This is a genomic window from Paenibacillus sp. GQ49 (assembly GCF_059759055.1).
Genome location: NZ_JCAXEL010000010.1, coordinates 78,518 through 92,346 on the forward strand (window position 1 = coordinate 78,518; position 13,829 = coordinate 92,346).

The 13,829-nt window shown below is 46.8% G+C and carries 14 protein-coding genes; all 14 read right to left on the reverse strand.

Features of this window, described 5'->3' with window-relative positions:
* Complete coding sequence (locus tag AC6CIF_RS18295; protein WP_340902427.1) at positions 1-753, reverse strand: hypothetical protein; 753 nt, start codon at positions 751-753, stop codon at positions 1-3.
* A gap of 83 nt (positions 754-836) precedes the next feature.
* Positions 837-1,886, reverse strand: coding sequence for an ATP-grasp domain-containing protein (locus tag AC6CIF_RS18300; RefSeq protein ID WP_482072727.1), 1,050 nt, complete (start codon positions 1,884-1,886; stop codon positions 837-839).
* Complete coding sequence (locus AC6CIF_RS18305) at positions 1,887-2,735, reverse strand: HAD family hydrolase (RefSeq protein WP_482074396.1); 849 nt, start codon at positions 2,733-2,735, stop codon at positions 1,887-1,889.
* A complete protein-coding gene (locus AC6CIF_RS18310; RefSeq protein ID WP_498200905.1) occupies positions 2,735-3,886 on the reverse strand; it encodes a cysteine protease StiP family protein in 1,152 nt (383 codons plus the stop codon). The genes AC6CIF_RS18305 and AC6CIF_RS18310 overlap by 1 nt, the downstream gene beginning before the upstream one ends.
* Complete coding sequence (locus AC6CIF_RS18315; RefSeq protein WP_498200906.1) at positions 3,883-5,316, reverse strand: phosphoribosyltransferase family protein; 1,434 nt, start codon at positions 5,314-5,316, stop codon at positions 3,883-3,885. Before AC6CIF_RS18315 ends, AC6CIF_RS18310 begins: the two co-directional genes overlap by 4 nt.
* A complete protein-coding gene (locus tag AC6CIF_RS18320) occupies positions 5,246-6,466 on the reverse strand; it encodes an HpcH/HpaI aldolase/citrate lyase family protein (RefSeq protein ID WP_498201054.1) in 1,221 nt (406 codons plus the stop codon). Before AC6CIF_RS18320 ends, AC6CIF_RS18315 begins: the two co-directional genes overlap by 71 nt.
* Before the next feature lie 119 nt (positions 6,467-6,585).
* Complete coding sequence (locus AC6CIF_RS18325; protein ID WP_498200907.1) at positions 6,586-7,842, reverse strand: TerD family protein; 1,257 nt, start codon at positions 7,840-7,842, stop codon at positions 6,586-6,588.
* A gap of 30 nt (positions 7,843-7,872) precedes the next feature.
* A complete protein-coding gene (locus AC6CIF_RS18330) occupies positions 7,873-8,454 on the reverse strand; it encodes a TerD family protein (RefSeq protein ID WP_482072723.1) in 582 nt (193 codons plus the stop codon).
* A gap of 93 nt (positions 8,455-8,547) precedes the next feature.
* Positions 8,548-9,123: a TerD family protein gene (locus tag AC6CIF_RS18335; RefSeq protein ID WP_062837432.1), complete on the reverse strand. Its 576-nt coding sequence runs from the start codon at positions 9,121-9,123 to the stop codon at positions 8,548-8,550.
* A 90-nt stretch (positions 9,124-9,213) separates the two neighbouring features.
* Entirely contained in the window at positions 9,214-9,807 is a 594-nt protein-coding gene (locus tag AC6CIF_RS18340; protein ID WP_315938033.1) for a TerD family protein, read from the reverse strand.
* A 35-nt stretch (positions 9,808-9,842) separates the two neighbouring features.
* A complete protein-coding gene (locus AC6CIF_RS18345) occupies positions 9,843-10,289 on the reverse strand; it encodes a tellurite resistance TerB family protein (protein ID WP_076253393.1) in 447 nt (148 codons plus the stop codon).
* A 351-nt stretch (positions 10,290-10,640) separates the two neighbouring features.
* Complete coding sequence (locus AC6CIF_RS18350; RefSeq protein ID WP_498200909.1) at positions 10,641-11,534, reverse strand: hypothetical protein; 894 nt, start codon at positions 11,532-11,534, stop codon at positions 10,641-10,643.
* Between the two features lie 265 nt (positions 11,535-11,799).
* Positions 11,800-12,531, reverse strand: coding sequence for a nuclease-related domain-containing protein (locus tag AC6CIF_RS18355; protein WP_253430802.1), 732 nt, complete (start codon positions 12,529-12,531; stop codon positions 11,800-11,802).
* Between the two features lie 277 nt (positions 12,532-12,808).
* Positions 12,809-13,702 (reverse strand): NAD(P)-dependent oxidoreductase, encoded by an 894-nt coding sequence (locus AC6CIF_RS18360; protein ID WP_498200910.1) that lies wholly within the window; start codon positions 13,700-13,702, stop codon positions 12,809-12,811.
* Between the last annotated feature and the right edge of the window lie 127 nt (positions 13,703-13,829).

Below are 13,829 nucleotides of genomic sequence, written 5' to 3' on the forward strand. Positions count from 1 at the left end.
CTATAATTCAGAGCTGTTATACCGCTGATGTATTAGTTCCGCTTTGTTCTGGAGCTCCATTAAGTCTTTATGTTCAATCGTTGATACAATATCCGATATCTTGGAATCCACGTCTCGAAGACCATTCAGAAGCATACGCCGATTATTGCGTTTCGCTTCTCCACTTAAACGTAGAAATGGATTAATAAAACCGTTCAAGTCTTTCAAAATCAGTCTGCGCACCGTATGGTTAATATCCCCGTTGTTTAGTTCCTGAAGGGAAGGAATCACACGCTGCAGACGGGCAAACAACGCCAATGATTTCTCCACGATCTCATTATCCAGCTCGTTCTTCTGACCTTCTGAGATGATCATGTCTTCCAGAACTTCCAGGTACTCAATCACAGGATCAAATACAGGATCTGGTTCAGTCCGGGAAGGCTTCGCTTGTTCTGTGCCCGCATGCTGTGCGGGAGTGGAACTCGGTTGGGGCTCTGCCAGAGAAGCTTCTCGCGCCCCTGTTGGCACTGTGCTCGGTGCTTGTCCACCATTCAAGCGGGATGGTTCATTTCCGATATCTGTAATGGGTACAGGGGCTGATGACGAGCCCTGGACCTGTGTACGTGGCGTGGAACGTGAAGGAATCAGTCCCCCGACCACAGTTGCCAGTGCCGGAATTGCCCACGTGATGACATCCGGTAGAAAGGGACTCGAGATCGCCGCGAGACCATAACCAACCAATGCGCCTATACCTATCTTCGTTTTCCGTAACATTACTTGTCCTCCTGCCTTAACAACACATACCCGTATTGTAAAAAAACCATCCAGAAGGTGTCAATGTTGAGGGAAATTCTCAGCTAGACGTGGTGTACTCCGCTCACCTTCTGAACGTCGATTATAAACGGCTGCTCGATATGACTTCCCAGAATGCCAAACTTCGGATGAAGTGGTCCAATATCATGGCCAAGTGCAGACTTGACCGCCAGATACGGGAAGTTCACGCCCGACAAACAAGACATGTGCAACCCACCCGACATACGCGGATTGATCTCAAGCAGCTTCGGTGTATCCTTGCGATATTTCATCTGAATATTAAAATTATAAGGAATCCGATATACCTCTGCCACATTGCGGGCAATCGCCAGCAGTTCCTCGTTTTCTTCGAGCAAGCGCAAACGTCCTCTTTCTTTTCTACGCGGAATAGCCGTTAATAGTTTCCCATTGCGGTCCGAAAGACAATCAATGCTGTATTCATATCCTTCCAGTACCTCCATCACCATGACGTTGGGAAAGGACGGAGCAGAAGAGAACGCGCGCAGGGCATCTTCATATGAAATCGAGTTCAGCGCATATCCGAACAACTCCTGCAACGGATCACCTTCATTGTTGATCACCCGGAATCCCATGCCGCCCTCACCATTGCATGGTTTGAAACATACATCATGTCCATGTGCACGCAGCGCCTCATAGGCTTGCTGAAATTGGGCAGCATTACTGACCGTGAAATAATCCGGAATCTCCATAATGCCTTTCTCACGCACGGATTCATAGAACCGGTCTTTCTCCATCAATTGTTCCAGCAATTCCGTATCCGAGCATACGATAACCCGTGTACCAATCTCTTCGAACAGGGAGATATGTCTGCTGATGTCCAGCATGTTCCAGCGTGGAATAAACACATCAATCTGATGACGACGGCAAAAGTCGAGGCAAAAATCAACATATTCCCGGCCCGTTACACGCGGTTCAACTTCTGCAACATCACAGCCCTGTAATGCCATATGTCCCGGATCAGGATGAGTACCGTAGATCTCAAATTCCATGCCGTCCTCATTGTCCCGAATTGCATTCATATAATGATACGTTACAGAGAACCAACGGTTGAAGTAAATCTTCATTTTTTTCATTTATACGGTCTCCCTTATCTCGGCATGGTCTATCTGGGTCTGTTGATCGTTATGAATACGGTGAACGTAATCGAGAATCTCATCTGCTGCAAAAGCACCGAATTGTTCCGTAAATTGATATGGCACTTGCTCAGGTGCACGTTGTCTCTCCACATGCAGCTCTCCGTGAGATGGAGCAATGGCATGGTGCGCAAAGTCCAGCAAACAGCGATCCAGCAAGGAATCGCCCGATGCAATTACAGGTACATCACCGATACGTTGCCTAATATGCTCAACTGCAGCTCGTTTGTTCACGGCCGAAGGCACCAGATAGAGCTTCCGACCCTGAATCGAACTCTCCCATCCAAGCGTCTCTAACACCCGAATCTTGTCCGCAATGCGCTCCATAGGAAGCTTGTCACGTTCGATCAGCAATGCAAAGAACAGCTCATCACACAATCGCTGATTAATCACCCATTCCGGGCTCAGTACATCGTCAAATAAATCCAGGATCTCTTCAGGAGTAGCTGCCTGCTGACGAAGCAAAGAACGAATATGCAAGTTCCATTCATCGTCTACCTGACCGTCAACAATGATGTTGCCACCATTACTCGTCACCGCATATTTCGGAATACATTCGGTCTGAAAAATATGAATGCGCCGGTACTGATCCACGGTACGTGTCGTCACAGGCATAAATACAATGTCTTGTGGCAAAGACTGCAACCGCTCCAGTGCATATGCTGACATAAAAGCGGACAACTTGCCGTTAATCCACTCTGCGGGAACAAGTCCCGGTGTATCTTCGGGAATACGGAGCGCACGACGGGAGTACACCAGCGTCTGGTCCAGATCACTTGCGTAGATCATCATTCTCCTCCACCTCCCATGGATTGAATAATGCCGCAACAGGAATAGGTTAATCCCGGATATACCTCAACCGGAACCTCTCTGTCCCTGGCGAGCATCATGATATGTTGTAAATCCGGATTATCCAGTCGATCCACAAGAATTTTCCAGGGGACCCGACGCAATAACACTCGGGTTGTTTCTCCGATTCCAGGTTTAATCAAATTGATGTTCGCAATACCAAAGGATTGCTGGATGGACTCAATATCCTGCCAACCTTTCCAGGTAATTTCCGAAGTACCAGTAGCATTGTCCTCCATTTGAATCTCCGTCAGGTCCATCATCTGCGGAAAATGCTGAGCGATGGTATCCACATACTGGGTCGACACATCTGAAGAGGACCATTCACGATACCATTTGGCTCCGTGAAAATCTACCGGCCCAATCAGATCATCGCGAAGTACTGTACGGCTCACCAGTCCAGAGACAGTGGAATTCAGACAAGCACTAGGAATGAGATAATCTTCCCTCGTCCCAAAGGTGCCTGAGCATTGTCCCGGATCGGCCAACACGGCAAGATCATCATCGAGGCTTACACCATAAGTCCGTTCCATTTGGTCACAGGACTCTTTCAGCACTTTGCGAATGGCCCCTTTTCCTGTCCAACCATCTACAAATTGAATGGCAGTTTCCAGACCATGCTGCTGTAAAATATATAAAATTGCGTTCTCGTCCATACCCTTGCCACGAATAATCGAAATGCTATAATGCGGAATCGTCACCTTGTATTTCAATTCAATATAACGCTTGATCAGGATGCCAACAGGGGTTCCCGCTCGAGCCAATGATACCAGCACAAGATTCAGGCCTCTGCGCTCTACGATCTTCTCGGCCACGATGGCGGTATGAAGTGCAATTCTTGCAGCGGATTGTTCCAAAGTCTGGTGAAACAGCCCGATGTATTCGGCTGTGGGCTGATATTCCACGGGCAGCATCTCCGAATAATGAACCCCGGATTGGATCGCCTGCTCTCGTTCACCCGTTCCCTTTTCCAGATCCACATGGCTGATATCCTTCAGTAGGAAAACAACGTCGGATGCAGCATAACTGCCCATCGGCTCGGGAGACGGAATCTCACGTTGTCTGATTAGCTCCAGTGTAGTTAAGTTCATTGCTCGTTGTCCCCTGTCTTCTCTGGCAAGCCGCAATATACAATATGAACGTGTCCGCACCCCAACTGCCCCAGTACTTTCAACATCGGTTCCATTCGTTCTTCGGACATCTGTCTCTCCAGCAGAACAAAAATCTCGTCATATTGTCCCGGAGCGATGTTATAGATAAAGTTACGAACGGATGCGTCTTCCGGTGAGGCATATCCTGCACCACTACGAACAGCATATTCTTGAGCCGGATGTGTATGGATTGGACTGCGAGTAGTGGATTGATACAACACGCCTTCTCCCATCTCGGCAGCAATACGCATCGGAATGTACATGAACTCCCCTGTTCCCATCACCAAAGTCCGTTCTCCCACACGCTGCGACCGAAGTCGTTCGGCAATCCGGCTAATCTCCTGACGCAATACGCCATTATGCCGGGATTGCATACCATACCTGCCCGTATGCTGGACGTAGCTCGCTGTGCTACGTTTACCTTCACCATCCTCCGAAGTGGCATGAAGCTGATCGAAGGCATCGGCAACACTAGAGGTCTGAATGGTTACAGGGTGTAGGGACGGTTGATCAGCTTGCTGTGTTGGTTCCAACTGTGGAGTACCCACCACTTCAATGCGGCCCTTCAACAGGCTTAACGGTGTAATGGTAATTCCCAGTTCAGCTTCCAGTTCGGCAAACCGAAGTTCGTCCGCTTCCATACGCCAGTCCAACAGTGAAGCAATCACATATTGCTTCCGAGGATATCTAGCCTGAATATCCCGAATGATATTCAACGTGGTTTTGCCCGTCGTAATCTCGTCGTCCACCAGAACAATCGGGCCCTCTCCTGCAAAGGCTTCATGATCCAGCGCATAACAACGATGAGCCATCGCGTGGGAATGTTCTTCTTCAAATTGAATATCCGGATGCATCGCTGGAACATATTCGCGAGTGGTATGAATGTAGGAAGCTTGATCAGCAAACATCTCGTACATGCTGTGGCCCAACGCTGTAGCTGTCTCGGCAAAACCAACAAAACGAATCGTTTCCGGCAAACTCAAGCTTTCTTGCAACAGCATGTTGTACACTTGCCGGGCTTGCTGGGGATCAATCAGTCCCTCGACCATTTCCCGTTTCCACTCGGTGATCTGAACTTTCGTCTCTTCCGTCTCCTCAGTCAGATGCTCATATAACAGAACAGCCAATGCCGCGCCGCTCAGAAGCGAAGTATACGGGTTAACTGGGATATGTTTGCCCAGCAATCTGCTTACAAACAGAAATGAACGTTTCTTATTGATTCGTGCAGCCATGGAAAATAGAGATTCTAGTGGAAGTTGCAGCGGGTTATGTGTAACCTGAACGTTCAGGCTGAATTGATCAAGAATTGGGAACGTAGTTGTGTTGTTGCTCATGCTTGGGCAAGAGCCCGACAAAATGCTGCTGTTCATGTAACACCCCATATATTTGTGATCGGATTAGAATTCGATTCGCCCAGCTCAAGTGTGGTTTAATCTCATTCATTTTGTTATAGTAATTACTTTTAAACACACCCAGGCTACCGTCATTACGGGCGATGATGTCTTGGGCATCGGAATATTCCTCATGTGTAACAACGTACATCGCTTGTACGGGCTTGATATGAGAAGGATGAATGATCGTTTTGCCTACAATTCCATTTTCCTTGTCCATCATGACTTCACGCATCAATCCATCCATTGTGTTCGTAATATATTTCATTCTCAGATGCAGCCCTGATTTGCCCAGGGTTTCTTCGAATGGAGTCTGTCGTAATTGAGGTTTGAACACACGCTCCCGCTGACTGAAATATTCCCAGACAGGACCTGAGATCACATACGGCTTGTCCATCCGTCCAAACAGATTGATAATATCCGAGATGCAGTCACGGATCGTGGCGATATCGTATATGGTCAATTCCGGGCTGCGGCGTAGTCCAAACAGGCTGGAGAAATCGGTCGCACCAATGCGTACATTGAGTACATATTCAACATTTTCATCGAGGATGTTTCGAAGGCCCAGTAAGGTCTCCCAACGTGTCTCCCGATATATAATTGAAGCCGTTTCCAATATAGGCATTCCATAGAGAACAGGATAATGATCCGGTTTCCGTTGATTATACTTGCGGATCTGGTCAAAATAGGCTCTTCCATTGCCCACACAAAACTTGGGCAAAGCCACGCCTGTCAGCATGGATACCAGTTCTCCCAACGTATCCATCAGACGTTCCAACTGTTGTGGTGAACGTACACGAGCAAAGAGAAGAGGTATTCGATCCTGACTCAACATGCCTGTTTCCATATATGTCATCAGTTGAGTTAAATGCTGTACCAGACACTGCTCGGCAAACTCTACTTGGTCGTCACCCACAGCGTCCTCCAGATCAATAATAATGGTCGTCAGACCTTCATGTTTACCATTCATAATGTCGTCCGCGATATGTGTGCGCGTCGCGGGCATATATAAAGCAGCCCCAACAGCATATGCCAGTAGATCTTTGGAAGTCCGGTGATTGAACGAGACGGGTGAAGAGAAAAATAACGTATCTTCTTCTTCCAGACTCAAAAAGTTAAAATATTTCAGGGTTGTCTCCTCCTCGCACCTTTGGCAATAGCCAATCTGCAATAGTTGATTCCAGCTGTCGGGGCATAAAAACCAATCCCTCCTTAATCTGGAGGGATTGAATGAATAAATACGAATGATTATTTCCTTCCCGCAACCCACTGCATTCCCCAATCATGGGCCTCGTCCAATGCCTGATGTCCATTATAGAACTGCACAATTCGTTCAATACTGAATGTCTCATTGTTCACATTGCGTAACATCGCGATGCCACACATGCCAAGGGGGCTCCCGTATTCATTCATTCGGACAATGATATCTGGGCCGTCCTTCTGCTGGATAGTTACCACACCGTCTACTTGAGACCAGTTGGCCACACCACCATAAATATAGGTGAATACCAAGATGCGCTCAATTTCCGAGATACGGGCACCATTAATCCGCAGATTCTCTCCCGTCTTAACCGATCCCGTCCGGTCATCCCCATCCAGTGCAATGTAAGGAAAACGGTTGAGTGAACCAAACGTCTGTCCCAAGGCCTGAATCACATCTCGTGTACCATCCTTCATCTCGAACAGGCAACCCAAGTCCAGATCCACACTCTTGCTGCGACCAAATAACCCTTTGCTACCCTGTTGATTCCAGTTCAGGTTAATCAGGATTTCACCAAGTCCCCCCGCATTTTTCTTGAGGTTAATGGTGTCCCCCTTCTTCTTCAATTCAATTTTGCTGAAATTGATCGAATTCACAGGAGCAGGCGTCGGCGCGGGTACCGGGGGCGGCGGCGGTGGAGTCGGTACAGCTGTCGGAGGAACGGTTGAAGTCGTTGGTGCAGGGTCTGATCCACCATCCACATCCACACCAAAGTTGGCACAGAGTGCATTCAAACCACCTGCAAAACCCGACCCTATTGCATTGAACTTCCATTCTCCGTTATGGCGATACAATTCACCGATGACAATCGCGGTCTCCACTGTAAAACCGCTTCCCAGATCATATCTCATCACTTCCTGACCTGTAGCTGCATTGGCAAACCGTAGAAAACCATGCTGAACCTGTCCAAAATGATGGCGTCGTGCTTCACCGTCATGAATCGTCAGGCTGAAGGCGATTTTCTCAATTCGGGCAGGGATTTTGCCAAGATCAATGGCGAATTGTTTCTTCTCGCCACCAACCTGTCCACCATCCATATACGTGATGAACGAGGTAGAGGGCTGATTATAAAAGATAAAATCCTCATCTCCAGCCACTTTATTGTCTGAACCTAGAAGGAATGCTGATGTGTCCAGCTCTACACCCGAGGCTGCCTCCCAACCAATGCCTACCGTTAGACGGGACAAGCCCGGATTGGTTTTGGTCAGATCACTCTTCTGGCCTTTCACGACAGAAATCGCCATAGCAGAATCACCTTTCTATGCCAAGTTATGTTATTGTGCATCCAGTCCGTAATTTTTGCATAAAGCAGATAGTCCACCGGTGAAGCCGCTGCCTACCGCCTGGAATTTCCAGTCCGCACCTGCACGGTAAAACTCACAGAACACCACAGCGGTTTCTGTAGAGTAGTCTTCTCCGAGGTCGAAACGAAGCACTTCCCGATCACTTGCAGCATCTACAACACGAACAAAAGCATTGGAGACTTGTCCAAAATTCTGTCCTCGTCCATCTCCATCATAGATCGTTACCGTAATTCCGATCCGGTGAATGTGCGTAGGGATTTTGCTGAAATCAACGACAACTTGCTCATCATCGCCGTCACCCTCCCCCGTACGATTGTCACCGGTATGTGTCACTGAACCCGCACCGCCGCTTGGATTGTTGTAAAAAACAAAGTCATCCGTACCTTTGGCTTTTCCATCTTCGTACAACAAAAAAGCGGAAGCGTCCAGGTCAAAATCGACTCCACCACTATATTTGTTTGTGTCCCAACCTAAACCAACCACCACACGGGTAAGGCCCGGATTCGTCTTAGTCAGGTCAATACGTTGTCCTTTGGCAAGACTGATCGTCATTTGTTTTTCCACCTTTCCAAGATATGTGATTAAATGAAAAGGAGAACCGTCCAGGAGACGGTTCTTCCCATCCTGTAAGTCGTTCTGTACGTCCTATTGCAAACCGTAATCGCGTGTCAATCCAACCAATCCATCCTGATAACCACTACCGATGGCACTGAACTTCCACTCGCCGTTATGACGATACAATTCACCAACAACTACACCCGTTTCGATGGAGAAGTCTTCTCCCAGGTCGAAACGAATCAGTTCTTCGCTATTTGCTTCGTTGACGATTCGCACATAAGCACGGGAGACTTGTCCGAAGTTCTGGCTACGTTCTGTAGCTTCGTAGATCGTAATGGAGAATGCAATTTTCTCTACATTGGCGGGTACGTTAGGCAGGTCGATATTGATCTGCTCATCATCACCATCGCCATCTCCTGTACGGTTGTCACCGGTGTGAACAACAGAACCATTTTCATTTTGTGGATTGTTGAAGAAGATGAAGTTTTTCTCGCCTTCTACTTTACCGTTTGCATTGGCACAGAATACCGATACATCCAGGTCAAAGTCTTTTCCGCCATCATACTTATTGGTATCCCAGCCCAAACCTACTGTGATTTTGGTCAAACCTGGGTTAGTTTTAGTCAGATCGATTTTTTGACCTTTGGAGAGATTAATTGCCATCTTATGATCATCCTCGCTTATTTAAATGTATTGTAGTTATCGTGACATATGAATATCAGGATTATTGTCGATTTAGGTTAAATCTTGTACTTAGGAGTACCTGCGAGCGAGTTCGTTGATATGTACCGCATGGGAACCCTCTCCAATTGCCGAGAATTTCCATTCACCTCCATGACGATACAATTCACCACAGATCAACGCTGTTGAACCTGTGTAGTTATCGGATAGATTGAACTTCACGAGCTCACTGGAATTTTTACCATCCAGAATACGAATATAAGCTCTCTCAATCATGCCAAAATCTTGCTTGCGATTGACACAATCATAGATATTAACAACGATTAATACTTTATGAACATCAGCAGGAATACGGGACAGATCCATTTTGATCTGTTCGTCGTCACCGTCTCCCTGTCCTGTTAGATTGTCACCTGAATGGATAACCGAACGACATGCACTTTGCTTGTTGTGGAAGCAAACCAGGTTGGAGTCCTTAACCAACTTGCCTTCCTCATTCAACATGATCGCCGATGCATCACAATCGATATCCGCTTGTTTTTTTCTTCCAAAGAAACCTTTGGCAGTTACCGGGTCCCAACCGAGACCAGCAATCACCTCAGTAAGTCCTGCATTGCCTTTGGTTAAATCAATCTTCTGTCCTTTGACCAAATTAATGCTTGCCACTGATTTTCACCTCCCTTCATATGTAAAATAGCTACTTAAAGATTGAATTCACCCGGGTTCAGTCCAAGTACAATGCATATCTCGGCAACGACTCTTTTCTCCTGATCATCAAAGTTGCCGTCAGCTGAACCAATCGCACTGCATACACCCACAATAACGCGTCCTACATCCGGCTTGGCTTTGAATTTCCCAATGGCTTTCAGCGCTTCCTGCTTCCCGATCTCTGGAGAGAACTCAAAGTTCGCGACATAATGATTAAAGCGTGTAATCACTTCAGCCATATCGAATACTTTTAATTCCTGACTCAGGTTGATATAACCGGCCATCTTGTTCTTTTCCGCTTCGTCAATGGAACCATCTGCAAAAGCAACCAGTGCACAACCTGCAACCACGGCATCCATAAAATCTTTATTTTTAAACTTTTTAACTTGCTCCTCAAGTCCTTGTTTTGTTGAATTTAACCAGCTTTTAAATGAACTCATACTCAACCTCCAATAGTTTCAACCTGGTGTACCGTACATTCTTTTCAAGATTTTTCAGTAACTTTCATGTCTACATCATGTTGAATATAAGTTAAATTATTCCTTAACTATACTCTGAAATACGGCAATATTCTACATTAAAAAACAATTAATACCTTATGATACGCATCGTTCTGGATATAGTTTCAAGCGAATTTTAAAAAATTGCTCAACACCTCTTTTCTTATTTCCACTCTCACACACAACACATAGAACCCTGACCACCGATCGTCCCGGCAGTCAGGGTTCTATGAAATACCTCAGCATTTATATATTTCGTTCAACTCATTCAAATTCTATTCAATAATATTACTATTCCTTTCCGTAAATCTCCTCTACCCGTTCTTCCTCATTCGTAGACAACAGAACATTAAGCAATCCCATCGCATTATTGGCATCAGTCCTAGTAGTCTTGTACATCTCAGCAAACGCCACTTCATCCTGCTCCGGGTCCATCGCAGCAAGCTTGCCCCACGACGTGCGGGCTTTGTCGTATAGCGTACTCAACGTAATGTCACGCGGATGCTGTGCAACAGGTGCCATAGATTCAAATTTAGCTGTGACCCTGAAGAAATCCATCGAATCCTGGAACGATGTACTGTTATAATCCTTATTTTTCATCGCATCCTCAGTAATCAGCAGACCTTCACGGGCGATAAACAGCGTTTTCACCATGGCACGTTCGAGATTGGTTGCTTCTTCCCAGGTTACATAAGATTCATCAGGTGCTTGTACGGTTGTAAAAAAAGGAAAGGCATCATCAATCAACCGCTGCGAATCGGAGTGAATCGGCACCCCTGCATTCATGTCCACAACGGCATCGCTATAATTGGCGACATTAATATTTTTGGAACCTTCCTCACTAACCCGACGTACCGGATAATCATTCAGAGGGATACGGATATAACCATGTTTATCCGCATACTGCTGCTTCAACTCTTCCAGCGTGGAGTCCTTTCCAATCTTGCCGTCGTCAGCTGAAGAAGCTTCTTCTGTAGCTGAACCTGTCTCCTCACTCCCCTTCGAACTGGTTGCTGCGGTTTCTGTTACAGCAGCATTCGGGCTGCTTGTTTCTGATGAAGCAACTTCTGTACCGGAAGCAGACTCCGGCGATGACGTCTCTTTAGCTCCGCCACCACAAGCTGTCAGAATCGCTGCCAAACCAAGCATAACTGTGAACGTCTTTATCATATAATTCCATTTCATCGTATAATCTTCCCCTATCGTATGTATATTCCTGAGAACCATTAACCTCTGCTCCAAGACTTGAACACCCACTTACAAAAATATCCTTTCATATAACATGCTTGATTCACACAATTGGACATGGTCTACATTCTATCATAAGTTAAAAATCGGTTGTATACGACGATATACCTGTGTCTAAAGCCTTTTACTATGCACACATTAACTACCACCGCAACACAAAAACACTGCCGCCCGTATGGACAACAGTGTTCGTGAAGCGAAATTATTTGATACCTTTAGCCTTCTCCATATGCTCTGACCGAATCTGAGGATCCGTGGAATTGACCGATGATAACAGGGCGTAAATCGCCTGGATATCCTTCTCTTGAAATACGGTTTCGGGAACCTCAGTCTCAAGTCGTTCCGTCTTACGCTGAATCGTTTCCACCAATTCATGATCGTAGATGATTAATTCATCCGAATTCACATACCTCACAGCAGGATCAACACTGATGCGGCAACGGTTGGTGAAAGTCACCATGGAGACGAGACGTACTCTTTTGTAGTCTCCGAGGTGTGCATGGATGGCTTCCACATGTGCACGATGCTGCATGAGTGGATTGTACATTTTGACCCGGCTGCTGCTGACCGACCAATTGGCCTCTCTTCTTCCGCCGCGAATCTCACCTGTCGTCAGATTTCGGGTTTCGATCACGAAAATTGCCCGCGGACCGATTACAACATGATCAATCTGCGAATAACCGGAGCGTGACTTCGGATTGGTAACGAGCAGGTCGTTCAGCACTTTATATTGACTTGGAAGACCAATCAGTTGATCTGCTGTACTAGGCTCCTCCGGCTGGCGTGTCCAATCCCCTTCCGCTTTTTTCTTGCGCTTACTGCGGACCATACGCGGGGGAATGGTTGTCGTCGCTGGTAGCGCTGAAGCGGAGGCTGTAATCTGGTTCGCAAGCTCTGGCTGTGTCTTGAACAGAGACAGGATTTTCTTGAACATGGGCAAGCTCCGTTCTATTATAGTGTGGGTTACGGGTGACCATTACAGGAGGAATAACATCCTTTGACACATTCATTATGTAAACTTCTATTACTTATGTCGGATAAAGCGGGGTAAAAATAAAGGGAAAACGATCAAAATCTCTCCAATACGCAAAGTATATATGAACATTTAACCAATTCCGTGACTTTAGACGCATAAACAAACCGCAAAATTGAAAAAAAACAGCGCAACCCTTTCCTGAATAGAAAAAGAATACGCTGCTGTTCTCTTGATGTTAAGCCTGAAGATAATAGGTGTAGAGTACCTGAGTACCCTTCTCTTCCAGACCATTATTCGCTATTTCCCGATACAGAGATTCGGCCAGAGCGAGCCCAGGCGTTTTCATGCCCATCGCCTTTGCAGACTCCAGTGCAATTCCCATGTCTTTGATAAAATGTTTCACATAGAATCCAGGCTCATAATCGCCTGCGATCATACGCGGACCGAGATTGCTGAGCGACCAGCTTCCGGCTGCACCGGTAGCAATGCTCTTCAGCACGGTCTCCGCGTCCAGACCAGACGTCTTGGCATAGGCAAGTGCTTCGCATACACCCATCATGCCAGAGGCAATAGCAATCTGGTTGCACATTTTGGTATGCTGTCCGGCTCCCGCCTTGCCTTGCAGCACAATGTTGCTGCCCATCTGCTCAAACAGCGGACGCACGGCTTCAAAGGCCTCCGAACTACCACCAACCATAATGGACAGCTTGGCGTTCTGCGCTCCGATATCACCGCCCGACACAGGCGCGTCCAGTGCATGCAGTTCTTTGGCTTCCGCAGCTTCAAAGATTCGTGCAGCCAGTAACGGACTTGAGGTTGTCATATCAATCAGATATGACCCCGTTTTGGCATTAGCTACGAGTCCATCCTCACCGAGATAAATCTCCTCCACATCCTTCGGATACCCCACCATCGTGATGATGACATCACACGCGGCAGCCAGTTTGCCTGGTGTGTCATGCCATACGGCACCCTCTTTCATCAACGCTTCCGCTTTGGCAGCGGTTCGCGTGTACACATGCAGCGGATACCCTGCTCTCTGGATGTGCCCAGCCATGCTTTTACCCATCACGCCTGTACCAATAAAGCCAACTTTTGTCTCTTCAGGTGCCTTCGTTGTATTTGTCATCGTAGGTTCCTCCCTATTTCTCTATGCTTCGCTCAGTGTTTGTCTTCGACATTGCTATATCTGTATGTTAAAGCTTTCTGTCTAGCTCGTCCATCTCGTTTGCAGCTTTCTGTGAAAAAATCTGAAA